The organism is Labilibaculum manganireducens, assembly GCF_963665805.2.
Lineage (GTDB): Bacteria > Bacteroidota > Bacteroidia > Bacteroidales > Marinifilaceae > Labilibaculum > Labilibaculum manganireducens.
On record NZ_CAXXEE010000003.1, the window covers coordinates 4,750,225 to 4,774,797 of the forward strand.

Sequence of the window (24,573 nt, forward strand, 5' to 3'; positions counted from 1 at the left end):
GATAATAGAAAGTCTTAATAGTCGTGAAAAGTCGAAAAACCAAATCGTTTTACAAACAACAGTACACTTGAATGATGAACTCTTAAAATGCAATCTATTGGCTCTTTCCCTATTTGCAGCTAATACTTAACACTTTAAACTTGACACTTTGTACTTGACACTTTGTACTTGACACTTTATACTTAAATCTTAATACTATTTGCTACTTTTGTTCATCAAACTAAAAAACAGAAGGTATATGCTAAAAGGATCGTTGAGCCATTATTCCCCGCTATCACAATTGATGATGAGTCTGCTTGTAGTAGTTGGTTCTTTTATGTTGTGCATGTTTGCAGGCAGTGTATTGGCCTATCTTATTTTTGATGTCAATATCTTCACAGACGCGACAAGCCTGGATATAAATGGTGCTTCTGTGAACATTTCTGTTCTTAAATTTTATCAGTCGATCTACTCTACCGGAATGTTCATTATTCCGCCTTTTATCATCGCCTGGCTTCTGAATAACAAAGTGTTGACCTATCTTTTTTTAGACAAAAAATCTTCACCTCCTCAATACCTGTTAGCAATACTAACAATTATTGTCGCCTTACCGGCGATCAATCTGCTTGCAGATATCAACTCTCATTTGCAACTGCCTGAATTTCTTTCGGGAGTTGAAGAATGGATGAGACATAGCGAAGATCAGGCTGAAATCATCACCAAGAAATTTTTAGTGATGGAAACACCTTTTGACCTGTTTGTAAATTTGATTTTAATTGCGGTAATTCCGGCCTTGGGAGAAGAACTTTTGTTCCGGGGAGTTATTCAGCGGATCTTCTCCAACATGACTAAAAACGTGCATTGGGGAATCATTATAACAGCTTTTCTTTTCGCAGCTCTGCACATGCAATTCTTTGGTTTGATACCAAGAATGGCGATGGGAATTCTGTTTGGCTATCTTCTGGTATGGACAAAAAGTTTATGGGTTCCTATTTTAGCGCATTTAATCAATAACGGAATGGCCGTTTGCATGTCTTACTTCATCAATAAAGGGAAATTACCAGAAGACATTGAAAAATTTGGTGGTAATGATGCAAGCATCTGGATTAGTGGATTTATCTCAATGATAATCCTTACACTTTTGCTATTCAACCTTTATAGATCGAGAGAAAGGCAAAGTGAGTAAGTCTTCCTCAGCCTGCTTTGCTTGCTCTAGTTTCTCTTTTTCACCTTTACGCCAAACATAAACAATTCCATATTCAGATGATTTCTCCCTTTTCTTTTCATCCGGAAGATCAGCAAATTTAGCTTCCACCTCGTTCCAAAGAGAAAGAATCAAACTATCTGCCTCATCACGATATTCAGCCACTTTTTCCGAAAATCGCTGTGTATTGCTCTGTAATGTTTTTTGATTGTTAAATGCCTGTTTAAAGTTCTCACAATTTACTCTTACCAACGCAATAGAAGGGCTGTAAATTGGATTCCCTCCCATTCTCATTCGCTCTTGTTCTCCTTTTATCAATTTCTCTCCCCACTCAATTACTTTTACATCCTGCAATAAGGACGGAGCTGCTTTCGAACTGGTTTTTAATCCATAAAATTCCCTAATCTCAGGTTTCATTTCACCTCTGATAATTGTGAAATTCAATACCTGAATAAAATGAGAAACATACAAGCGTGCCTTTCGCAATTTCTCATTGTACTCTTTACTTCTGATGGATTGCTGACTAAGTGCCTGACGCTGATTTCTAATTGCCAATTCGTAATGAGGTAAAAACGTCTCTATTTTCTGCAAAAGCAGAAAAGAAAAAGCCAGTTCAAAACGATTTATTCTGTAACTAATATCGAGGGCAGATTTTAAAGCACGTACACGTGCAGAATCAGTGTTTGGTAGTCTTCTGTAAGGCATCTAAGTAAATATTTAACAAATAATGTGGCAATGGTTACTACGAAGATACAAAAAATTAGGATATCCATTTTGGCATTCGCACTCAGACCCTTTCATTTTTTACCAAATTCTATTTAACGGATATCAATAATCGTTTAAATAGGGCTTCTTTCCTTAAATAATCTGAAATATGTAAATAAATATTATATTCGTACCCTATTATTAATAGGAAATACAAATTCATGAAAAACATTCTTACCATTCTTATACTGTTTATCGGAGCTCAGTGCGCACTTGCACAACAGGACACTACTGTTTACTTTAGAAAACATCAACCAGTGCCAACAATTGAAGAGGCCGATTTTCAAGTAATTGTTAAGAGAAAAAATGAGAAAAGCTCAATTATGAGCGAGTTAAGCTTACAAAATGGAGTCTGGAAACTGGTAGTTGATCGTACCATCAAACTAAAAAGTGAGAACTCCTATATCGTGAAATACGAGAATAAGTCGTTTACACGAAGCTTTACAGAAATACCCGGCGGATATCAAGTTGAAGATTATGACCACAAAAGAAAATTCTCGCAAAAAGGAATTGCAACCAACTTGTTCCCCTTACTAAAGCACGGACAATGGATGATTTATACCGATGGAATTCTTACCGGCGTAGATTCCTATAAACTCGGAGTCTTAACTAAATCATATATTACGGATGGGGAAAATCATTTTTGGCCAAACAACTCTTATGCTAATGCAGATACTTTAGCTCAGTATAAAGATCAACCATCTGATTTACCAAACGACATAGCCAAATTTGTAGAGTATCCGAAAGCTTGTTCTAAAAATGGAATTGGGGGTCGTGTTCTGATCCTTTTTGCTGTCTCGGAACAGGGAGAGCCTTCCGACATTCATATTTTCAGAGGTGTTGAGCCAAACTTGAACCAGGCTGCAGCCAAGGCTGTACAAAAATGCACAGGTTGGAAACCAGCCATAAAAAATGGAAAGCCTGTTAAAGTATATATGATCGTTCCAATTAATTTTAAGTTGAAATAACAGATAAAACTATTGCTTAGCCAACAAGAAAACAATCCAATGAAAACATACGCCATCCTCTTCCTTCTATTGCTATTAACTGTCAACTCCTACTCTCAGGATATTTTAATGGAACAGGACATTTGCCTGCGCTCCTACCTTTCCGACAGAAGAGATGTATATCCTGTTTTAGATGATTTGTCGGGTAAAATAGCCTTATTCTTAATTGACAACGATACGATAAACGCTCTGACTTACAGCAAAAATTATGAACCTTTAAATTCCTGTAAGTGCTCAAGACCAAACGGAAAGTTTAAAATTTTAATCGGAAATACAGTTGTCCAAAATGAGTGCAATCTGTTTTTCACCAACAACAGGAAAACAGAGTTTCTGGTTAAAACCATTGATTTAAATAACAATACAAGCAAAGAATACAGAATCCCTCTCAAGCTTCATAAAGAAGAATATCTTGAATCTGTTTCTTACAAAAACAAACTCTATATTTTGAGTCGTATCTATTACTCTTCCATTTACAAATTACGTGTGTTTGAGGGATGCGAACCTGCTGTTTGTATTGAGCATGATTTTACAAAAATTCTTTCGCCAAATTCTCAACCCGATCGAATTGCCGATGATCTTTATGATACTCCCAGTACAACAACCACTACCAACATTAAAAGAATTGAATGCAGCAATCCTAATTCATTGGATATTACATCCGAAGAAAACAAACTCTACTGCTACGATGATAAAATAGTATTGAGCTTTGACGGTGAGAAGGACAAAACGACTCTAATTACGATTGACCTTAACGATTACAGCTATGCAACAAAAAACTACAAGCAGGGAGAACTTGAAAAAACAAACAGGCTGGCAACTTTATCGAATTCTTACATCCATGATAATAAGCTTTATCAGCTAATGGTAAATAAAACCGGTTTGTGTTTTACGGTTCACAGCCTTAAAACGGACAGCTTACTTAAAACATACAGCGTAAAAAGCGAAGAGGAAATCTATTTCAAAAACTCTGCTTTACTTCAAAAAATTGACGGAAATGGATTTAGCACTTCCGAAAGGGAATTAGACAAAACAAAACAGGTTTTGAGAAAGCTGCTTACGGGATATTTAGGCATTAGTGTGTACGAAACCGGCGACAAACTGGAAGTGTTATTGGGTGGAATTAAGGAATCTCCTTCAACGGGAAGTTTGATTGCCATGGGACTTGTGGGAGCTGTTGCGGTTCCTCTGGTATCCGGCGGTGCATATTATGCTGTTCCAAATTATACTATGAATTCTTATTCATCCTACGCAAATAGTCGTTCGGTTTATTTCAAATGCCTTTTTGACAAACAAAGTCTGGAACATGTGACCGGCAGTTCAAGCCCAAATCCTTTTGACAAAATAAAAGAGTTCGTCAGCACTATTAAAACGCCTCAATCAACTCAAACCATATTTAAGGTAAACGATTACTTCATTTTAGGCTATTACTCTTCCGACGAAAAAAAATATTATCTCCGTAGATTTGAGTAAACAATTAAATCCAAATCTTTTAAACTACAAAAGCCGGTTAAAATATGTCGGCAGCGGCATTTTTAACGGATAAAGAGTTCCTCAACAATTCCAGCCAATTATGCATTCCTGTTGATATTCTTTTAATGAGAATACGAGAACTCCCAACCTTTTCTCATATTCTGAAAGTAGAAAAGCCATCTTATCTGAAAAATGAAGCATTCTGATTTATGAATGGCAAACCCAAGCAATAAAATAGAACATTCTATTGCCAGAAAAGCTTATCGGGTGAAACAAATTGGCAATTCTGATGCCAGAATGATGAATTCTTTGGTGCAAATTGCCATTTCTACAAGCAGAAAGTAAAATCCCGCAGACTGATTACTAAATCTAGTATCCGAATGCTCACTATTGTTTACGGATTGCCGAATTCCAGTCTCAGAGAGCACAATTAGAATAGACTTACAAATCGCATCAACATAAAGTAGTTACGAAAAACTAACAGCACCCGTTATATTGAATAACTAACACATAACAAATGGTAAATCATCATAAAGTAGTAAATGTATTTACTCTATTTTAATATTTTTATGTAATTTAGGTTTTTAATTATCAAAAATTAATCGTTTCCCTACTTATGAAAATAAATTCTAACTCCTCTACAAAGCATTGTGCCGAAATTGGTAAAAAGCTTATCTCTTTATTTCAACAATATCCTATAAGCGAGGATCCCTATTACACTGATATTTTAAAAAAATTATCAGCAATAACCGAAGATCTGATCGACTCGATTAACCGTGGGGGTGTGCACAATGACAGGAAGGAGAAAGATGCGATACGCGACGCCGATGTGCGTGCCGTTTTTTATGAAGTTATGGCCAGGTGCAACCGCAGGGCAAGTGAAGATCAAAAAAAAGCTTTGCGGATAAAAAAAATACTGGATCGGTTTGGAATAGAGATTACTGATTACACCTACATCAACGAAAGTGCGAGCATTAACGCCATGTTGATCGATTTAATGGCTCCTGAATTGGCTGAAGAAAGAGCTTCGATACCCGATTTAAATGAATTACTTGCCAACCTGGAAGGCTCACAGGCCGATTTTAACTTATCGAATATACAATTGCTTGAAGATAGTATTGATCGTAAGAAAACAAAATCGGCAACAGTTCTGGCTAAAAACGTAAGAGATTTAATCAACAATGAACTTTCGGTTTACCTTCAATCAATGGCAATGGCAAAACCAAGCCAATACAAAGAATTTGCAGAATTGCTGCATACAATTATTAAGGACAATAACAATTCAGTTGCAGATCATTTGGCTGCAGTAAAGCGCAAAAAGGAAAAGTTGCAGGCTCAAATAATACAAAAAGAGTAAAACTATCTTCCTGCTCTAGTCTTATTTTTAAATATTTGTATCAGAATCAAACCTCTTAATATAAATACATATGCTTGAATGGGAAGAATTAATTCAGGAATGTGAAAATTGCACCAAATGTGAGCTCGGCAAAACGAGACAAAAAGTAGTAATTGGTACAGGCAACCGAAATGCCCGGCTAATGTTCATTGGCGAAGGCCCAGGACAACAGGAAGATGAAACTGGTGTACCCTTTGTAGGAAAAGCCGGACAACTCTTTGATAAAATATTACAGGCAATAGATCTAAAAAGAGAAGATGTTTATATTGCCAATGTTGTTAAATGCCGGCCTCCCAATAACCGGGATCCGGAAGAAAATGAGAAAAAAACATGTCTCCCTTACCTGCGAAATCAAGTACGGCTGATTCGTCCGAAAATTGTCGTTTGCTTAGGGAGAATTGCAGCTCAGGAAATCATTGATTCATCCTTCAGAATTACACGTGAAAGAGGAGTCTGGTTCGAACGAAAAGGCTTCTTGATTACTGCTGTTTATCATCCTTCGGCTCTTCTTAGAGATCCCGCGAAAAAACAAGTCACCTGGAAAGATTTTAAAGAAATAAAGCGCAGATACGATCTACTTGCCACCATAAAATAATTCACATGATTCACAATTTTAATTTCACTGTCAAAACTTCTTGAATCAAAAAATCTGCTGTTGGGTTCCTTACTTTCTTGTGTAGACTTATTCTACACAACTGTCTCCAATTCTACACAAAATGAATTTAAATTTTTCTTTAAAATAATTTTACCCCATCCAAAACAAAGAATCTTATTTCTTAATTTTCAAGTTATTACACCTCATGCTTTAGGAGTAACAAACCAAATAAAGTGAATTGGTATCCTATTTGCATAAGTAACTAACGTTAATTTAAAATGATTCTTTAAATCAATCTAAGTTGGTTTTATATTGATTTCAAAAACTTATAATTTAAATTTTTAGATATGAAACGAAACATTATTGCCGTTGGTGCATTATTATTTTTTTCTGCAGTTCTTTTTAGCTGTTCAGACAATTCAGATAATAATCCGGAGAAAGGACTTTCTTTAGAGCAATCTTTAAAAGAAAAGACTGTTAGTTTAAGTACTGCTGTTGATGAAATTACCAGCTCGAAAGGATTTGATATCATCACAATGAACGATCCAACTACCAAAACTGGTGTAGAAGGAGAAGACGATACCAGATTTTCTGCAAACATCACTCTTGATGATGTAAAAGGTGTTTACGAATACAGTGCCGCAATACCTGCTGCAACCACCGAAACAAAAATGGGTTATAACTCAAAGTTTGAGAAAACAGGCGACAGTGAAAATTTCGTTGTTAAATTGCCTAAAGAAAAAGCCGGTAATCCTTGGAAACTGTACATGGCAGAAGATGGTGACAGCGCATTGGTAAACGATTTTGTTATCACTACAACTCAGTACAACTATTCATTTTCTGCAGGAGAAGGATTTAGCTTTGATTATCTTTTAAATTCAGCTATTGAGGTGGATAGTGTTCCTGCTGGTGAATTATTCGTTGATTGGTCTATAAACAACAATCTAAACTTTGAGTACGAATCTAAATTTTCATTTACTGATGATTACTCTGTAGGTATTAAATTCTCACACGGAGATACTGTTTCTTATGCCTACAACCTTAAAAACGGGGAAGATGTTCTTTTTAAAGAAGAAATGCAATTCACAAAAGGAGATAGTACAAACAGCAGTGCCTACGAATACAAACTGACAATCGGAATTATCGAGATTGTTAAGAATTCAACCAGCGATTCGTACATGGTATACCGAGATGGTGTTTTAGAGGAAGGTGCTGTTATTGAAGTAATCAACAACAGCGGCGAATCAACCGAAGCTGACGCTGTATTCTGTAGAAAAGGCCGTGATTTAAAGATTACTTTTGCTGATGATTCAGTTGTTGTTCTTTCGGAACTATTAGGACAGGATACCCGCGATAAAATGGCTGAGATTTTCAGCTCGATGTACGACATGTATTTCGTGAATCACGTGGTTAATAAAGTAGCTCACGAAGCATATTATATGAATCAGGCAGGCAGCTAATACCTTTTTAAACAATATTTGAATCCGGTCTAACGACCGGATTTTTTTGTATGAACTCAATAAATTCACCAGCATGATGTTCCGATTGTCTATACTAATTTGCTTCACCCTATTACAATTCAATTTGCATGCACAAAAAACACAAACAAGCATCGAAAAAGGGAAAGCGAGTTTCTATGCAGACAAATTTGAAGGAAAACGAACATCCTGCGGGGAAAGATATCATCACAAAAACTATACTGCAGCTCACAGAAGCCTTCCTTTTGGCACCTGGGTGAAAGTGGTTAATATGGACAATAAAAAGGCTGTAATCGTCAGAATTACCGACCGGGGGCCATTTATCAAAGGCAGAATCATAGATCTATCCAAATCGGCAATTAAAGAGATAGGCAATATCAATCAGGGAGTATTTTCCGTTTCGGTAGAAGTTTATCAAAAGGATCTGGATATGATTCCAATACAGTATATTTTTAATCCAATACCAGCAAAGGAACAAATGCAGTTCGGCTTTTGAATAAAGCCACGGTGCGATGCACCTTAAAAAGATAAACTCGCGATATAACTACAAAAACTGCGCGACTCTGTCGCTTAAAAACTTCAATCAGCCTATAAATCTACCGTAAGCATTTTGGTGCAAAGCACCGAAGCAAGCTTAGCTTACCTATTATCATCGCAAAAAAAAACAATCAAATCAAAAACCTCGGTGCTCTGCACCTTAAAAAATCAAACTTACGATATGCTGCAAAGACTGCGCGACTCTGTCGCTTAAAAAAACCAATTACACAATTTTGTTATTAAAGTGCAAAGCATTTTGGTATTTGTAGTATAAAGCGGTTGATGAAATGAAACAGGTGCAGAGCACCATCGTATTTATAGAATTTACAGCACAATGTATATGTAATGATTTAGGTACAGCGTACCGTAGTATTTGTAGAATTACTCGCGTGTAACTATTTTAGGTGCAGAGCACCGAAGCCAAACTGCGTTGCACATTTAAACCTAATTCCCAAATTTACGACACAAACTGCGCGACTCTGCCGCTTAAAAAACCAATTACACAATTTTGTTGTTAAAGTTCAAAGCACTTTGGTGTTTGTAGTATAAAGCGGTTGATGAAATGAAACAGGTGCAGAGCACCATAGTATTTGTAGAATTTACAGCACAATGCATATGTAATAATTTAGGTACAGCGTACCGTAGTATTTGTAGAATTATCCGCGTGTAACTATTTTAGGTGCAGAGCACCGAAGCCAAACTGCGTTGCACATTTAAACCTAATTCCCAAATTTACGACACAAACTGCGCGCCCCTTTCGCTTAAAAAACCCAATTACACAATTTTGTTGTTAAAGTGCAAAGCACTTTGGTATTTGTAGTATAAAGCGGTTGATGAAATGAAACAGGTGCAGAGCACCATAGTATTTGTAGAATTTACAGCACAATGTATATGTAATGATTTAGGTACAGCATACCGAAGTCTTAGATTTAATATCCTCCCGCTAATTCTAAATACAAAAAAAGAGCGTCACCCTTAGGTAACGCTCTCTATATTTGGATTACAGTCTAAATTAATCCTTAATTTTTGCTGTTAAGAACTCACGGTTCAAACGAGCAATATTTGCAATAGAAATTCCCTTAGGACATTCTACCTCACAAGCTCCGGTATTGGTACAGTTACCAAATCCCATCTCATCCATTTTTGCAACCATGCTTTTTGCACGACGAGCTGCTTCAACACGACCTTGTGGAAGTTTTGCAAGGTGAGATACCTTAGCAGAAACAAACAACATTGCCGATGAGTTTTTACAAGTTGCAACACAAGCACCACAACCAATACAAGCAGCAGCATCCATTGCTTCCTCAGCATCATCCTGAGAAATTAAAATTGCATTACCATCAGGTACACCACCAGTATTAACTGAAATGTATCCACCCGACTGAAGAATTTTCTCGAATGCAGTACGGTCTACAATTAAATCTTTGATTACCGGAAATGCTCCGGCTCTCCAAGGCTCTATTGTAATGGTTGCGCCATCTTCGAATTTACGCATGTGCAACTGACAAGTAGTAATGTCATCATCTGGTCCGTGAGCACGTCCATCAATGAACAAGCTGCACATTCCGCAGATACCTTCTCTACAATCGTGATCAAAAGCAATTGGCTCTGTACCACCATTAACCAACTCTTCATTCAGGATGTCAAGCATCTCCAAAAATGAAGTTCCGGTTGAAATATCATTAATTTTGTAAGTCTCAAACTTACCTTGGGCTTTAGCATTCTTCTGACGCCAAACCTTTATTGTTAATTCTTTTAATATCTTGTCTGCCATTTTTTTTGGTATTGAGTAATTAGATTTTAGTAGATAGTACGTTAGTCAATTAGAACAGCTTATTTAAGACTTTCTTTTAATTTGAAAATCATTTTTTGAATCTCTTGAATTAATAGATTAACCGCATCAAACTGCCCTCTTTGAATATAATTTAAATCGATAGATAGTATCAACAAGCTTTCCAGTTCATAAGAACTTCCGTTCGAAATATCCAGAAAACGTGCAAAGTCTGCATTTGTATTTCTCCCACAGCCTTCGGCAATGTTGGAGGGAATAGAAACAGCACATCTTCTTATTTGTGACACCATTCCAAATCGTTCATCAGAAGGTAATTCATTTGTTAAAATGTAGACTTCTTTTACCAAAGTTCTACTTTTTTGCCAAACAATTAAATCTTTAAAACGATTCATTTTTATTCAGTTTATATTTATTAGACTATGTACTAGTTACTAATTACTATCTACAAGTTACTATCTGCTGATTACTTATATGACCTTTGAGTCAACTTAACGTTTTCAAAAACGAGCTCTTCCTTATGCAAGATTGGATCTTTACCTTCGCCTTGGAATTCCCATGCCGAAACATATGCAAAGTTCTCATCATTACGTTTAGCTTCACCATCTTCAGTAGTTGATTCCTCACGATAGTGACCTCCACAAGATTCTTTACGATCCAGAGCATCGCGGGCCATCAATTCACCTAAATCGATAAAATCTTCTACACGACCGGCTTTTTCCAATTCAATGTTCATTGCATTGTAATCGCCTGTAATACGTAAATCTTTGTAGAAGTCTTCACGAAGCTTCTGAATTTCCTTAATCGCTAATTTCAGACCATCTTCGTTACGAGCCATTCCAACATACTCCCACATGATGTTCCCCAAACGCTTGTGGAAAGAATCTACAGACTTGCTTCCTTTGATATTGTACAAACGAGTCATACGATCGGTAACCGCCTTTTCTTTCTTAACAAACTCCTGATGATTTACATCGATACGTGGAACCTGAATCTCATCAGCTAGGTAATCTCCAATAGTGTATGGCAATACGAAATATCCGTCAGCCAAACCTTGCATCAAAGCAGAAGCTCCCAAACGGTTGGCTCCGTGATCAGAGAAGTTAGCCTCACCAATTGCGTAAAGACCCGGGATGTTAGTCATCAAGTTGTAATCAACCCAAACACCACCCATAGTGTAGTGAATAGCAGGGTAAATCTGCATTGGTAATTCGTAAGGATTCTGATCAGTAATCTTCTCATACATCTGAAACAAGTTACCATAACGAGCTTCAATAACATCCTTACCTAATCTTTCGATAGAATATTTAAAATCAAGGTAAACCGCTTTACCTGTTTCGTTTACACCGAAACCTTCATCACATCTTTCTTTTGCTGCACGCGATGCAACATCACGGGGAACCAGGTTACCATATGATGGATATCTTCTTTCCAAGTAGAAATCACGATCTTCTTCAGCAATATCGTTAGCTGTAATCTGACCTTTTTGCAACTTAACTGCATCTTCCTTTTTCTTAGGAGTCCAAACACGACCATCATTACGCAAAGATTCCGACATCAATGTCAGTTTTGATTGCTGTTCGCCGTGAATTGGAATACAGGTTGGGTGAATCTGCACATAACAAGGATTCGCGAAGCAAGCACCATTTTTGTAAGCCTGCCATGCAGCACCACCGTTACATCCCATAGCATTTGTCGACAAGAAGAATACATTACCGTATCCACCTGTTGCAATTACTACAGCATGAGCACCATGACGTTCGATTTCACCGGTAACCAAGTTACGGGTAATAATACCACGGGCTTTTCCTTCGATAATTACGATATCCAACAGCTCATTACGTTCGTGCATTTCAATTTTTCCTTGTCCGATCATACGATTCATAGAAGCGTAACAACCCAGCAACAACTGCTGTCCGGTTTGACCACGGGCATAGAAAGTACGGCTTACCAATACACCACCAAATGAACGGTTAGATAATGTTCCGCCATATTCGCGTGCAAAAGGTACCCCTTGAGCAACACACTGATCGATGATATCACCACTTACCTCAGCCAAACGATGAACGTTTGCCTCACGTGCACGGTAGTCTCCACCTTTAATTGTATCGTAAAATAAACGATGAACTGAATCGTTATCGTTCTGATAATTCTTTGCAGCGTTAATACCACCCTGAGCAGCAATAGAGTGAGCTCTACGACCTGAATCCTGATAGCAAAATGCTTTTACATTGTATCCCATCTCTGCCATAGAAGCGGCAGCAGATCCACCGGCTAAACCAGTTCCTACAACGATAATATCTAATTTTCTCTTATTCGCAGGACTAACCACCTTGATGGCAGCTTTGTGGCTTGACCACTTTTCAGCTAATGGTCCGGCTGGAATTTTTGAGTTTAATACTGTCATAACCGTTTTTTATTATTAGCAATTAAGCAAAAAAGTGTAAATACAAAGGAATGATTGTGAATCCGGCTGCAACAAAAATTGCATAGATATAACCCACTTTTTCCAATCTTGATCTCCAAAGCTTATTGCTTAAACCAACCGACTGAAAAGCTGACCAAAATCCGTGAGCCAGATGCATTCCCAACAAAATAGCACCTACAACATAAAGTCCGGTATAAACCATTCCCAGCGAGCCATTTGTAAATAGATTTTTCACCAACTGATAATCATCGTGAACATTCCCTTCGATCTGAATAGGAATAAAGAAATGCATTAAGTGCATTGCGATGAAAACCAAAACAAGACCACCCAAAACAAACATGTTTCGTGAAGACCAGGTACTGCTTTCTCCCAAATTTTGAGAAGCATACTTCTGTGGACGAGCTTTCATGTTTTGGATGGTTAATATCATCGCATAAATAATATGGATAATGAAACCACCAAACAATACCGGCTGTAAACCAAAACGAATCACCGGCAAAGACATAAAATGTGCTCCGGCATTAAACAACTCTCCTGTGCTGTCAAACATTAAAAAGGAGTTCAATATCAGGTGTACTAAAATAAATAGCACAAGAAAAAGACCTGATAAACTCATTACCAACTTCTTCCCAATAGATGAACTTAAAAAACTGCTCATAAGTTTAAAGATTTAATTAGACTGTTTCTTTGTAAGCTTTACTATATTAATTTGCAAATGTAAATGCTCCTGATTGATGAAACGATATTTAGGAACATGTATAAATTATTTAGACTGATTCTACAACAAATTGATTTCTTAGGTTCATTATAAATTTCAAGATTTGAATCTATATATAATTCTAATTTAAAACCAATTACAGAATTAATTCATTAATTATTTTCCGCTAAAGTCCGCAAGTTATCAAATATTTGTATGTTATAGAACAAGGTTTTGAGATATTGTTTTAATTTAGAATCCAGGATTTGTTCAGATGCTTAAATTTTAGTTCATAAAAAACACCTGATTTACAGTATCATTGAAAATAAAAAGACTAAAATTGTCTCATCTGCAAAACACACTTTAATAATCGAATAACTAATATATCTAATAAGTACAGAGTTATAACATGGATCAATTTTTACAACTTAAAAACTACAACTTACGATACCGCGACAAAGGAAAAGGGAACACAGTACTGTTACTGCATGGATATTTGGAATCACTGGAAACATTCGAAAGTTTTGCCAATGATCTGTCCAGATTAGCACGGGTAATTACAGTTGATTTACCCGGACATGGATTATCTGATTTAAAGATAAAATCGTGCAGCGTGGAAGATATGGCTGAAGCTGTGAATGAACTGGCACAACATCTTCAACTCAAAAAAATCAATATCATTGGTCACTCAATGGGTGGTTATGTAGCTCTGGCTTTCGCTGATAAATACAAAGAGAAGCTCGAAAGTTTCTGCTTATTCCATTCCTCGCCAAATGCTGATACCGAAGAGAAAAAGAAAAATAGAAAACGGGAAATTGAATTGGTAATTCAAGGTAAAAAGGAGCAAATTTGTAAAACCAGCATCCCAAATACGTTCTCAAATAAGAATTTGGATAAATTTGCTCATGAAATAGAGCGTGTTACACAAATTGCCTGCAAAACTCCCGATCATGGTATTATTGCCGCCTTGGAAGCTATGATGAACCGACCAGACCGTAATCATGTTCTGAAAAGCTTAGATATGCCAAAAGTGAGCATGATGGGCAAAGAGGATAATTTTATTCCTATGAAAGTGGCTGGTGAAATTGCCAGAGAAAACGGCCTGACGCCTTTTGTATTGCAAACTTCAGGACATATGGGCTTTATTGAGCAACGGCAGGAATGCCTGCGGGAGGTTTTTCGGATTATTTATGAGTGCTAAAGGATAAAATAAATTTAACAACAAAGAGCACGAAGTAAAAAATATTTTAGATATAAAAACCCTGTAAACCAGCGCATAAAATTTCCTGCAAAATATTTTACAAATAAAAAAGGATGCTGTAAACAGCATCCTTCCCATTTTTGTATCTAACAATACAGTCTTATTTTTTTCCACCACCAAAATGGAAACCAACTTTAACAGACATATAGTTATACTCATCATATCCTTTTTCTTGACCGAAAATCAAGTTGTACTGAAGAGCCATATCGAAATGACCGTAAGAAAAACCTACTTTTGGAGCAATACCAAATTTAGATCCTAAATCATGATCTTCATTAATCTCTAAGGTACTTCCACCAGCAAAATTTTGATTAGAATCAAATTCGATTGAACCCAATGAATAAATACCTGCATCCATACCAACAAACGGACGGAAAGAATTTGTATTAAAATAGTAATCGAAAGTTGCTGCATATGACACTACTGCAGAAACATCAAATGCATCTTCATCAGCTGATCCCATAACAGCACCTTCAACTTTGGCTCCTAATAATATGTTATCAGTAATTTGATACTTAGGATTCAAATAATATCCAACACCAGCATCTAAAGCATCTCCACCTGGAATGGCATACAATAAACCAGCATCAACACGAAATGATTTAAAAGAATCAGACTGAGCTGACGCAACTCCTGCAAACACAACGCAGGCAACAATTAGAGTTAAAATTTTTCTCATATTACAATAGTTTAATTAAAATTAAGCTCAAATAAATACATAAACTATTATAATAACAAGATGAAAAACAACACATTCTTAACTTAAGAATATAAATGCATGTAAAACAGAAGATTGCATTAAATATTAAATTCCTGCTTTTGATTAACAACACAAAACCTTATGTCAGCGCATAAAAAAACTGGCGTTATATTTCAATAATAACACCAGTTAATTAACAAATAATATTTGGTTAGTCTTTTAAACCATAAAGCAATTCATATTCCCTTTTGGTCGCTTCGGCATGCCACTCTTCAGGAATTACTTTCCAGTTATTATTACACTGAATATCAACAGTCCCCTTTTCTTCAATCCATTTCATAAGATAATAACGTAGATCTTTGGTGGTAGAGTTGATCAAACGAGTCGTCAATTCCTCTTTTGTGAGCCCGGCACCTTCGGTTAAGTGATTGCCACCGCCATTTCCCCGATAGGAATTTAAGGCTACCCGATACATTTTTGCCTCATCGAAAGGATCGCCATTGCTCATCTTCAAAATTTTTACTCTTTCTCCATATGGTTTTCTAAGATCTACGACATAATCGATTCCTTCAGCCGAGCTGTAATTAAAAAACATCGTACTAAGCTTGCTGCCCTTCTCAGTGGTTTTAATAAATAACATAGGATCACTTGCTTTTTCCATCTGATGAAACCAATCTTTATAACTGAATTCCAGAAATCCATGAATTTCTTTTCCTGTAAGATTTATGGTGTACAACAAATTTTCAAACCGATATAAATTAAATAAATCGCGCACCTGAAGTTCTCCTGAATCAATAATCGCATTAAAAGAGAGTGGTGATGCGAAAGAGATATCGGCATCAGCCAAATCCAATTGAATGTTCTGCACCAAATCAATAAAAGGGGAATCACCAAACATAGCATCTTTTGTAGAAATGCTATGTTTAAAAGTGCCAACCGGGCGCGAAACATATTTACTCACCTCATCAAATAAAGGCTGAAAACGATCAATATATTCTTTCGACGCCGGTAAATCCCGAACCTCAATTAATTTTGGATTCAGAATTTTTTGATACTTTTTTGTTTCCTGATTCCAGCTGAAATCTACATCAACTTCAGCCAAAAAATGAGCTCTGCTTTGCGGATTTATCACCAAAACCTTCTCCTTGTCAGGATTTTCCACCCAAATAATATTCTCCTGATGATCGTGTCCGCAAATAACCATATCGATACCCGAAACTTTCTCTGCCACAAGAACAGATGCATTTTCAGGATTTATCTCTGTTTTATCATGTTCTACTCCAGCTCCTGAATGAAACAAACCGATTACAAAATCAGGATTCTCTTTCTCCTGAATAATTTTCATCCATTTCTGCGCCGACTCAATCATTGGCTCAAAATGCATTCCCGACCAAATTTTTTCCGGTAACCATTTCGGAATTGCCGGAGTTATCAACCCCAGAACAACAATCTTAACACCCTTCTTCTCAATTATAGAATAAGGCTGAAAGTAAGGCTTGCCGTCTGAGTTACGAACTGCATTGGCAGCCAGCCATGGAAATTGAAATTCTTTCACCAATTTATCGTAAACATCATGACCTGGTTCAATATCATGATTTCCAACCGTCGCCGCATCATACTGCATAAAGTTCATTACTTCAGCACAAATATGTTTGGTTTCAGTCTTTTCAAAATTAGAATAGTAAACCAAAGGGTCACCTTGAAGAATATCGCCGTTATCAAGTAAAATAACCTCAGCCCCTTCTTTCTTTCGCTCCTGATCAACATAGGAGTATACCTGCGCAAGAGAAGAAGTTGTCTCTTTATCGCCAACTAAATCGTATGGAAAAAGTGCTCCGTGAACATCACTTGTTCCAAACACTTTCACCTTAACATGTTCTGCCTTATGGCCATTACAAGAAGAAAGAACAAAAGCTGTAAAAAACAGGAAATAAATATAGAATCTTTTCATTTTTATTTTTTTTGGGCTGATAAGATACTACAAAAATGAATACGGAATTACATAAAAATCTATTTCATAAAAAAAGGGAGCCAAATTACCTGGATCCCTCAATCAAAAATCTATAAAATCTAATTATTAAAGCGTCTATGTCTGTTTCCATTCCCAAAATCCTGTCCCTTTCCCGAATGACTTAAAAACAGAGTCAGTTGATCTTCAGCTAAAAGCTTACGAACCTCCATATTGTGGTCCACTTTCATCTTTGCCAATTTATTTTGAATTTCCGATAAGCGATCCATATTTTCAATGATCATTTTCTCGTCAATATTTTCTGAAGTCATGATTTGTTTTTGTCTTAACTGCAACATTTCCACCTGATCTCTTAACTCTTTTGATGCATTAAAATGAGCAATACGAAGATCTTTCATCTGCTCCTTCTGCTCGTCCGAAAGATTCAGCCGGTTTTTATCTTGTCTGTCCTTTTGCATTCCCTGATGCTCAAAACCTCGGCCTCCTGCCACAACTCGCCTATCGCGAACACCCTCTCTCTGCATTTTACCTTCTCCGTTTTGCATCATGTCTTTTCCGCCCCGTTTCATTCTCTGATTTCCCATCACACAATTCGACCTCATTTCTTTTTGCTCCTCAGTAATCACAGATTTTATATCCATTCTCATAGCAAACTGTTCCTTTTTCAAGCGGTTTTTTAAATCAGATGCTTTGTCAATATTGGCGTAAATAGCTTTTAAATTTGGTTTATCCGCCGACATCAATGTGTTTTGCCGAGCGCGAAGTTCATTCAATTCATTTTTCAAATCTTTTGTTGCCTTGGCAAACTTTATTTTAGCCTTTTTTATTTGTTCTTTTTGCTGATCACTATACTCAATCCCTTTGGGACAATCCTTATTCAAACGCATATTTCTTTGCGCATTCAGATTTAAACCTGCACACATCAATAAACCTGCAACTCCAATTACTGCGATGTTTTTCTTTATATTTTTCATGCTATTTCGTTTTATGGTATTATCAAATTGATTTATATTAAGAACTTAATATTCTCACTACTGCACCATTGTAAAATCGATTTCAGATTTTAGACCTAATCTTTTTAAAAAGGTTTAAATCACCCTATCAGAAATAAAAAAGACCCGCAAAATGCGAGCCTTCCTATGAAATATATTTTTTGAAAAACTACTTAAACAAAACTTCAGCTTCGAGTAAGGTTTTATCAAGATCTTTAATAATTGGGTAAAAACCTTCGTCGTCAATTACATCTCTTGCAATATAGGCCTTCAACTGAATCTCAATTACATTTAACGATTGAGCCAATCCGTGAGGGTCTGGTTTTACTCCTTTATTTTTAGCGTAAGCAACCAATTCTTTAACCACAGGCTGATGTTTAATAAATGCAAGCACAGACTTATAATCTTTCAATTCAAGCATTTCAGCCCGATGATCATCAACAAAAGAAAATGCATACTGATAGATTATCCCTTTACTTCTTAGTTCTCTAAAGTAATTTGAATAACCGGAAGTGTCAACAGGAATAAATACATCAGGCATAATACCTCCGCCACCATAAACAATATTTCCTCCCGGGGTTTCAAACTTTAATGAATCATCAAAATGAATTGAATCTTGTTTCTCAAATTCTCCATGCAAAAAGCGGTGATTCAAATCATTATAATAATCTTCCTTACCATTCTTGTATGATTTCTGAATGCATCTGCCTGTTGGGGTATAATATCTGGCAACTGTTAATCTTAGTGCTGATCCGTCAGGAAGACTTCTCTGTTCCTGCACCAATCCTTTACCAAATGACCTGCGCCCAACAATCCTTCCTCTATCGTTATCCTGAATGGCTCCCGCAAAAATTTCACTCGCCGATGCAGAAGCTTCATCAATTAAAACCATAAGAGGAAGATCCTGAAACTGCCCGGTTCCGTTTGACAAGTAATCCGCTTTAGGCTGAGATTTGCCCTGCGTGTATACTATCATTTTACCTTCAGTCAAAAACTCATTGATCATGTTTGTTGCTTCGGAAAGATACCCGCCTGTATTCCCCCGCAAATCAACAATCAGCTTTTTCATTCCTTGAGCTGCCAATTTTTGCAATCCTTCGGAGAACTCAAAATAAGTAGTGGCTGCAAATCGACTGACTTTAATATATCCGATGGAGTCCGAAAGCATATAAGCAACATCAACACTGGCTACAGGTATTGATCCTCTCAATAATTCTTTATCAATGATCGTTTTCTCACCTCTTCGATAAATTCCAATTTTAACAGGAGTTCCTTTCGGTCCTTTCAAACGATCAATAATATCATTATCCGACATTTTAACGCCGGCAACAAGCGAATCATCAACCATAACAATTCTGTCACCAGCTTTTATTCCTGCAATTTCCGACGGACCACCAGGAATAACCCGTACAATAGCAACAGTATCCTGATAGCGTATGAACTGAACTCCAATTCCGCCAAAATTACCTTTCAAATCTTCGTTTACACGCTGCAGGTCTTTAGCCGGAATATATACAGTATGAGGATCCAAATCTTTCAATATAGCAGGAATAGCCTTTTCAACCAGCTCCCCCGATGACACAGTATCCACATAATCTTTCTCAATCATATCCAATACAACATCCAACTTACTACCTGAACCAGGTAAATTAAAAATGCCTGGCTCAACACCTGCTCCTTTTTGAAAAACGGAATTCAACACCATACCCAATACCACAGCAAAAGCCAAAAGTATTGGAAATAATATTGTGCTTCTCTTGTTATTAATTCCCATGAAAAATATTTTAAATCGGTTCTTTTACATTTACATATTTCACTTCAATCCCTGCTCTTTCCAACAAGTCTTTTCCATCCGTGCTATGATATTCTTCCGAATAAACAACCCGAACAATCCCAGCCTGAATTATTAATTTTGCACACTCAATACATGGTGTAGCAGTTACATAAAGCGTTGCATTTTCACTGCTGTTACTTGATTTTGCAACTTTGGTTATTGCATTTGCCTCTGCGTGCAAAACGTATGGCTTAGTCTGAAAGTTTTCATCCTCACAAACATTCTCAAAACCGGAAGGCGTTCCATTGTATCCATCCGATATAATCATTTGATCCTTCACAATTAATGCTCCAACCTGTCTTCTTACACAATATGAATTTTCAGCCCAAATCAAAGCCATTCTCACATATCTTCTGTCTAATTTATCTTGTTTTTGGTCAAAATCCAACTGTTTAGCATTTTGCATATATACTCTCTTATTTAAAATGGTTCAAACAAATGTATAAAAATATATTGGGAGAACTTCTTCCACTGCATATAGATTCAAATAATTTTGAACCCACTTCCTTGCCATTAAATAAATGCTTATTTGTCATTGTTTTTACATTGTTAGTCAAAATAAAGCAGAGGCGAAATTAACCCAGTACAAACAATTGGCAATCATGACAATACAACAAACACTTAATTCAGGAAGAATTTGCAAACATAAATTAAACGAGGGGATTTCCTAAGATTTACAGCCACATAAATATACAAACCGGAAACCAATGATTTGCTCCAAATTTCTTAAAATATCAAAAACACCAATCTTAAATTGTTAATATTTCTTAAAAGAACATATTTTACATGCCCCTTTTACAGATATAAATAAAACAACAAATACATTTTAAGAATACTGTAATCAAAAATAAATTAATGAGCCGGATTTACAAACAACTGCGATATATCTTACTTATTATTTATTTACTATCAGCAAGCTTTGTAAAAGAAGGATATTCATTACATCATAACAAGCTTAATCTTTTAACTTCAATTCCGGATAATTCACTTACAGTTACTATTGATAAGGAAATAATCTGTGAAGGAGAACTTACTCAAATCCATATCACACAAAGTGAGATTGGTGTAAACTACCAACTCAAATCTGAAGATACAAATATTGGCAGTCCGCAGGCAGGAAATGGTTCAACAATCCACTTTACCATAACTCCTAATTGCTCAACCTTATACCATATTGCTGCAATTAATGCAATAACATCAGAAAGTATTAGCCTGTCTCAAACTGTAAGCATCGAAGTTATCAGCAAGCCAGTTGACAATATCGCCGTAAGCATATCCGAAGATCAAATCTGCATTGGGGAAAAAACAATCATTTCACTAAACAGCAGTCAATTAGGAGTTAGCTACCAGTTATATGATGGCACATACATGCAGCAAAGTCCAATTCAAGGTAACAATTCAAGCATTTCTTTCCCTGAATTCTCTCCTTTTCGATCTGTAATTTATCATATCGTTGCAACGAACAACACCTGCGCTTCTACCTCAACACTTCAACAAACAGCTAAAGTTTTAGTTGGCCTTCCTCCGGAGGATCATTTACACCCGACTATTGACAAACATACCATTTGCAAAGACGAGGAAGTAATTATTTCTTTGACACCAACCGACCCGGCTGTTAGTTATCAGCTTTTTGCCGGAGATACTCCAATTGGATCACCTTTAACTGGAAATAGTGAGGATATAAACTTTGAACCAACTATCCCCTCTTCTTCAACTACCTATCGAATTGAAGCACTGGGAAACAAATGCATAAACCCGGTAAATATTAGATATACTGTTGACGTTGACGTTCACAATCCACCTCAAACCGATCGGGAGCTTATAGCCAGTCGCGAAAAAATTTGCGTCGGCGAAGAGGTCGTTTTATCTATTAAGAATAGTGAAGAAAGCATTTATTACCAAATTCACGATGGAAGTAATTTTCTGGAAGCAAACATTATAGGCAATGGAAATACAATCACCTTTCCTTCATTAAAGCCATTAAAACCGACCAAATATCAGGTTTACGCCTATGAATCTGTTTGTACAGATAAAAAGATTTTAAGCAGCAGTAAACAAATTGACCTTTTTGATATTACCCCTCTCTCGCTGGAAAGTTTCGTAACTCCTTCGGAAATTTGTCTGGGTGAACTTGTAGATGTTGAGCTGCCCACGTCAATTGATGGAATAGAATATATTTTGCACGATGGAAATGAGGAGATTGGCAGCATAACCGGTTCGGGAGAAGCAATTGTTTTCGAAGAAATTCTGCCAAGCGAACAATCCAGCTACAAAATAACAATTGGCAATTGTGTAGATGAGTTTATTGGCTCCAAACCCGAAATTGTGGTTCATAAAAATCCAAAACTGCAGATTCTTAGCAAAGATGTTCAATTTAAGAATGATGGACAGCTCACAATTAGTACTACTGACGGAATGCCTCCTTACAAATTTATTATCGATCCGGGCGATACCTACTCGACCGACGAGAATGTACTGGAGTTAGATAATTTAGCCATAGGAACCTATCAAATACTTGTTGTTGATGCAAATTATTGCCGATCTTCAGATGCTGGTCAGCTAACCGAAATACATTTAGAGGATGGTAAAAAGGTTGTTGTCGGCAATGCTCTCACTCCAAATGGTGACGGAATAAATGACAAATGGCTGATTCAATACGAATCGGATTTAAATGCTCCTGAGGTATCCATTTTCAATATCTACGGACAGGAAATTTATCATGCCAAATCTTATCAAAATAATTGGAAAGGAAGTTATAACGGATCGATTCTGCCTAATGGTGCTTACTACTATCTGATCGATTTTAACTCAGAAAAAATAAACCCAATCAGGGGAACGATATCCATTCTTGGCAAGAATTAAGCTGAATATACGCATATTATGAGAATCCAAGTAAGGCTTACAACAATCATTTTAATACTAATAGCTTTTGCTGATTTTTCTGCAAAAGCACAACAGGTCCCATTACTTGATCAGTATTACATTAATCCGGTTGTATACAACCCGGCAGCTTCAGGAGCAAATGGATTATTCAATTCATACCTTATCCGCAATCAAAAATTCATGGGTTTTGATGGTGGCCAGGTTACCCATGCTTTCACAGCAGATGCTGCATTAAATGATGGGAAATATGGTGTTGGATTAAACCTGACGAACGATGATGTAGGTATTTTTAGTAACACACAAGCATTACTTAGCTATTCGTACCGTTTAAAATTCGCCGACAAGCACAACCTTCGATTCGGCATTTCTGCCGGAATTTCAGATTTCAGAATGGATATGTCAGGAATTATAGCAGACTCAAGCGATCCATACTTACTTAACAACAACATCAAAAACACTGAGTTTATGGCCAACTTAGGTGTTTATTACTCTTATAATAATCTATTACTGGGCATCACAGTACCTCAACTACTCAACAACTCAATATCCGAATCGAGTGACGGTAAACAAAGTTCCTACCAATTAAACCGACAATTGCTGGTAACCGGTGGCTACAGGTTTCCAATCAATATGGTTAAAAACCTTAGCATTTCTCCGTTCCTGCTTCTTAGATATGCCGATAGCTCTCCTTTTCAATACGATGTGAATGTTATTGCTGATTTAAAAGACAAAGGATGGTTTGCAGTTAATTATCGTGATGATTTCTCACTGGGACTAAATTTAGGTGTTAAGATTCTTAAAAACTTTACGATTGGATATTCTTATGATCTTGGTATCAAAAAAACCGGACGATACGCATCCAACAATCATGAATTCCTTCTTGGCTTTAGTCTCCCACTATCTTCCGATAAAAAACCAGACAGAATTTTGGACAACGACAGCAGTATCCTTAAAACCCTATTGGCCGAGAAATACAAAAAAATAGATTATTTAAGAAAGGCTTTGGAGGAAATGGAAAAAAGAGATAAACAGTCTGACCAGGACAGAGATGGCGTGGCCGACGATATTGATCAATGTCCTAATACTCCTTCCTATTACATTGTTGACGAAACCGGTTGTCCGGTAGATTCTGATGGAGATGGAATCGTTGACAGTGAGGATCTTTGTCCGGAAATAGCAGGAAGTTTCGAAAACAAAGGATGCCCGGAACAGAAAGAAGAAAAAATAGATATGGAAGATCATCTTGAAAACATCTATTTCTCGTTTGGAAACTATACCCTTACCGAATATTCCAGAAATAAGTTGGCAACCTTAATAAAAATCCTGAAAAAGAACCAGAACTACACGCTTAAAATGCACGGACATACAGATGACATAGGTTCTGACAGCTCTAACATAGAATTGGCTTACAAACGTTTGTTAACTGTAAAAAATTATTTGGTTCTAAACGGTATTCCCGATAATCAAATAATTGTTGTACCTCACGGAGAAAGCTTACCTGTTGTGGCAAATACAGACAACAAAAGCCGCGCTAACAACCGAAGAGTTTCCTTTGAAATATACAATTACCAGTAAGAATATAAATTTGC

The 24,573-nt window shown here is 36.6% G+C and carries 21 protein-coding genes; 11 read left to right on the forward strand and 10 right to left on the reverse strand.

The window, feature by feature from the left end; genetic code table 11:
• The first annotated feature begins 238 nt into the window (after positions 1-238).
• Positions 239-1,165 carry a CPBP family intramembrane glutamic endopeptidase gene (locus ACHZAX_RS18755; RefSeq protein WP_320020148.1) on the forward strand — a complete coding sequence of 309 codons (927 nt, stop codon included), beginning with the start codon at positions 239-241 and terminating at the stop codon, positions 1,163-1,165.
• Here ACHZAX_RS18755 and ACHZAX_RS18760 read toward each other — a convergent pair.
• Complete coding sequence (locus tag ACHZAX_RS18760; RefSeq protein WP_320020149.1) at positions 1,124-1,888, reverse strand: hypothetical protein; 765 nt, start codon at positions 1,886-1,888, stop codon at positions 1,124-1,126. The two genes, ACHZAX_RS18755 and ACHZAX_RS18760, sit on opposite strands and share 42 nt — an antisense overlap.
• Positions 1,889-2,109: 221 nt before the next feature.
• Here ACHZAX_RS18760 and ACHZAX_RS18765 point away from each other — a divergent pair, with 221 nt between their 5' ends.
• From ACHZAX_RS18765 to ACHZAX_RS18795, 7 genes are all read left to right on the forward strand, one after another.
• The gene (locus ACHZAX_RS18765) at positions 2,110-2,916 is read left to right on the forward strand and encodes an energy transducer TonB (RefSeq protein WP_320020150.1); all 807 of its coding nucleotides are present in this window, start codon (positions 2,110-2,112) and stop codon (positions 2,914-2,916) included.
• Between the two features lie 39 nt (positions 2,917-2,955).
• Complete coding sequence (locus ACHZAX_RS18770; RefSeq protein ID WP_320020151.1) at positions 2,956-4,425, forward strand: hypothetical protein; 1,470 nt, start codon at positions 2,956-2,958, stop codon at positions 4,423-4,425.
• Positions 4,426-4,638: 213 nt separating this feature from the next.
• The gene (locus tag ACHZAX_RS18775; protein WP_281256460.1) at positions 4,639-4,770 is read left to right on the forward strand and encodes a hypothetical protein; all 132 of its coding nucleotides are present in this window, start codon (positions 4,639-4,641) and stop codon (positions 4,768-4,770) included.
• Between the two features lie 271 nt (positions 4,771-5,041).
• On the forward strand, positions 5,042-5,782 hold the full coding sequence (locus ACHZAX_RS18780) for a DUF6261 family protein (RefSeq protein WP_320020152.1): 741 nt from the start codon (positions 5,042-5,044) through the stop codon (positions 5,780-5,782).
• A 70-nt stretch (positions 5,783-5,852) separates the two neighbouring features.
• Positions 5,853-6,416 (forward strand): uracil-DNA glycosylase, encoded by a 564-nt coding sequence (locus ACHZAX_RS18785; RefSeq protein WP_320020153.1) that lies wholly within the window; start codon positions 5,853-5,855, stop codon positions 6,414-6,416.
• A 347-nt stretch (positions 6,417-6,763) separates the two neighbouring features.
• A complete protein-coding gene (locus ACHZAX_RS18790; protein WP_320020154.1) occupies positions 6,764-7,876 on the forward strand; it encodes a hypothetical protein in 1,113 nt (370 codons plus the stop codon).
• A 73-nt stretch (positions 7,877-7,949) separates the two neighbouring features.
• Entirely contained in the window at positions 7,950-8,390 is a 441-nt protein-coding gene (locus ACHZAX_RS18795) for a septal ring lytic transglycosylase RlpA family protein (protein ID WP_320020155.1), read from the forward strand.
• Positions 8,391-9,443: 1,053 nt separating this feature from the next.
• Here the strand turns inward: ACHZAX_RS18795 and ACHZAX_RS18800 are convergent.
• The 4 genes from ACHZAX_RS18800 to ACHZAX_RS18815 form a co-directional block, all read right to left on the reverse strand.
• Positions 9,444-10,205, reverse strand: coding sequence for a succinate dehydrogenase/fumarate reductase iron-sulfur subunit (locus ACHZAX_RS18800; protein ID WP_101309702.1), 762 nt, complete (start codon positions 10,203-10,205; stop codon positions 9,444-9,446).
• 59 nt (positions 10,206-10,264) lie between these two features.
• Entirely contained in the window at positions 10,265-10,615 is a 351-nt protein-coding gene (locus ACHZAX_RS18805; protein ID WP_320020156.1) for a four helix bundle protein, read from the reverse strand.
• A gap of 71 nt (positions 10,616-10,686) precedes the next feature.
• The gene (locus tag ACHZAX_RS18810) at positions 10,687-12,627 is read right to left on the reverse strand and encodes a fumarate reductase/succinate dehydrogenase flavoprotein subunit (protein WP_101309704.1); all 1,941 of its coding nucleotides are present in this window, start codon (positions 12,625-12,627) and stop codon (positions 10,687-10,689) included.
• Between the two features lie 22 nt (positions 12,628-12,649).
• On the reverse strand, positions 12,650-13,306 hold the full coding sequence (locus ACHZAX_RS18815; protein ID WP_101309705.1) for a succinate dehydrogenase cytochrome b subunit: 657 nt from the start codon (positions 13,304-13,306) through the stop codon (positions 12,650-12,652).
• 448 nt (positions 13,307-13,754) lie between these two features.
• On the opposite strand from ACHZAX_RS18815, the gene ACHZAX_RS18820 reads away from it, so the two are divergent.
• Positions 13,755-14,546 (forward strand): alpha/beta fold hydrolase, encoded by a 792-nt coding sequence (locus ACHZAX_RS18820; protein ID WP_320020157.1) that lies wholly within the window; start codon positions 13,755-13,757, stop codon positions 14,544-14,546.
• Between the two features lie 160 nt (positions 14,547-14,706).
• Here ACHZAX_RS18820 and ACHZAX_RS18825 read toward each other — a convergent pair whose 3' ends face one another.
• The 5 genes from ACHZAX_RS18825 to ACHZAX_RS18845 all read right to left on the reverse strand — a co-directional run bounded on the left by ACHZAX_RS18825 (position 14,707) and on the right by ACHZAX_RS18845 (position 20,507).
• On the reverse strand, positions 14,707-15,285 hold the full coding sequence (locus tag ACHZAX_RS18825) for an outer membrane beta-barrel protein (RefSeq protein ID WP_101309707.1): 579 nt from the start codon (positions 15,283-15,285) through the stop codon (positions 14,707-14,709).
• Between the two features lie 232 nt (positions 15,286-15,517).
• On the reverse strand, positions 15,518-17,257 hold the full coding sequence (locus tag ACHZAX_RS18830; RefSeq protein WP_320020158.1) for a bifunctional metallophosphatase/5'-nucleotidase: 1,740 nt from the start codon (positions 17,255-17,257) through the stop codon (positions 15,518-15,520).
• Positions 17,258-17,376: 119 nt separating this feature from the next.
• Entirely contained in the window at positions 17,377-18,249 is an 873-nt protein-coding gene (locus tag ACHZAX_RS18835) for a hypothetical protein (RefSeq protein WP_320020159.1), read from the reverse strand.
• A 187-nt stretch (positions 18,250-18,436) separates the two neighbouring features.
• A complete protein-coding gene (locus ACHZAX_RS18840; RefSeq protein WP_320020160.1) occupies positions 18,437-20,041 on the reverse strand; it encodes a S41 family peptidase in 1,605 nt (534 codons plus the stop codon).
• A gap of 10 nt (positions 20,042-20,051) precedes the next feature.
• A complete protein-coding gene (locus ACHZAX_RS18845; protein WP_320020161.1) occupies positions 20,052-20,507 on the reverse strand; it encodes a dCMP deaminase family protein in 456 nt (151 codons plus the stop codon).
• 449 nt (positions 20,508-20,956) lie between these two features.
• Between ACHZAX_RS18845 and ACHZAX_RS18850 the strand changes: the two genes are divergently transcribed.
• The gene (locus ACHZAX_RS18850; RefSeq protein WP_320020162.1) at positions 20,957-22,963 is read left to right on the forward strand and encodes a gliding motility-associated C-terminal domain-containing protein; all 2,007 of its coding nucleotides are present in this window, start codon (positions 20,957-20,959) and stop codon (positions 22,961-22,963) included.
• A gap of 18 nt (positions 22,964-22,981) precedes the next feature.
• Complete coding sequence (locus ACHZAX_RS18855) at positions 22,982-24,559, forward strand: PorP/SprF family type IX secretion system membrane protein (protein WP_320020163.1); 1,578 nt, start codon at positions 22,982-22,984, stop codon at positions 24,557-24,559.
• Positions 24,560-24,573: the final 14 nt, after the last annotated feature.

Coding starts and splice junctions, on each gene's coding strand:
- ACHZAX_RS18755 (WP_320020148.1), top strand. CDS start 239: ATGCTAAAAGGATCGTTGAGCCATTATTCCCCGCTATCACAATTGATG.
- ACHZAX_RS18760 (WP_320020149.1), bottom strand. CDS start 1,888: ATGCCTTACAGAAGACTACCAAACACTGATTCTGCACGTGTACGTGCT.
- ACHZAX_RS18765 (WP_320020150.1), top strand. CDS start 2,110: ATGAAAAACATTCTTACCATTCTTATACTGTTTATCGGAGCTCAGTGC.
- ACHZAX_RS18770 (WP_320020151.1), top strand. CDS start 2,956: ATGAAAACATACGCCATCCTCTTCCTTCTATTGCTATTAACTGTCAAC.
- ACHZAX_RS18775 (WP_281256460.1), top strand. CDS start 4,639: ATGGCAAACCCAAGCAATAAAATAGAACATTCTATTGCCAGAAAAGCT.
- ACHZAX_RS18780 (WP_320020152.1), top strand. CDS start 5,042: ATGAAAATAAATTCTAACTCCTCTACAAAGCATTGTGCCGAAATTGGT.
- ACHZAX_RS18785 (WP_320020153.1), top strand. CDS start 5,853: ATGCTTGAATGGGAAGAATTAATTCAGGAATGTGAAAATTGCACCAAA.
- ACHZAX_RS18790 (WP_320020154.1), top strand. CDS start 6,764: ATGAAACGAAACATTATTGCCGTTGGTGCATTATTATTTTTTTCTGCA.
- ACHZAX_RS18795 (WP_320020155.1), top strand. CDS start 7,950: ATGATGTTCCGATTGTCTATACTAATTTGCTTCACCCTATTACAATTC.
- ACHZAX_RS18800 (WP_101309702.1), bottom strand. CDS start 10,205: ATGGCAGACAAGATATTAAAAGAATTAACAATAAAGGTTTGGCGTCAG.
- ACHZAX_RS18805 (WP_320020156.1), bottom strand. CDS start 10,615: ATGAATCGTTTTAAAGATTTAATTGTTTGGCAAAAAAGTAGAACTTTG.
- ACHZAX_RS18810 (WP_101309704.1), bottom strand. CDS start 12,627: ATGACAGTATTAAACTCAAAAATTCCAGCCGGACCATTAGCTGAAAAG.
- ACHZAX_RS18815 (WP_101309705.1), bottom strand. CDS start 13,306: ATGAGCAGTTTTTTAAGTTCATCTATTGGGAAGAAGTTGGTAATGAGT.
- ACHZAX_RS18820 (WP_320020157.1), top strand. CDS start 13,755: ATGGATCAATTTTTACAACTTAAAAACTACAACTTACGATACCGCGAC.
- ACHZAX_RS18825 (WP_101309707.1), bottom strand. CDS start 15,285: ATGAGAAAAATTTTAACTCTAATTGTTGCCTGCGTTGTGTTTGCAGGA.
- ACHZAX_RS18830 (WP_320020158.1), bottom strand. CDS start 17,257: ATGAAAAGATTCTATATTTATTTCCTGTTTTTTACAGCTTTTGTTCTT.
- ACHZAX_RS18835 (WP_320020159.1), bottom strand. CDS start 18,249: ATGAAAAATATAAAGAAAAACATCGCAGTAATTGGAGTTGCAGGTTTA.
- ACHZAX_RS18840 (WP_320020160.1), bottom strand. CDS start 20,041: ATGGGAATTAATAACAAGAGAAGCACAATATTATTTCCAATACTTTTG.
- ACHZAX_RS18845 (WP_320020161.1), bottom strand. CDS start 20,507: ATGCAAAATGCTAAACAGTTGGATTTTGACCAAAAACAAGATAAATTA.
- ACHZAX_RS18850 (WP_320020162.1), top strand. CDS start 20,957: ATGAGCCGGATTTACAAACAACTGCGATATATCTTACTTATTATTTAT.
- ACHZAX_RS18855 (WP_320020163.1), top strand. CDS start 22,982: ATGAGAATCCAAGTAAGGCTTACAACAATCATTTTAATACTAATAGCT.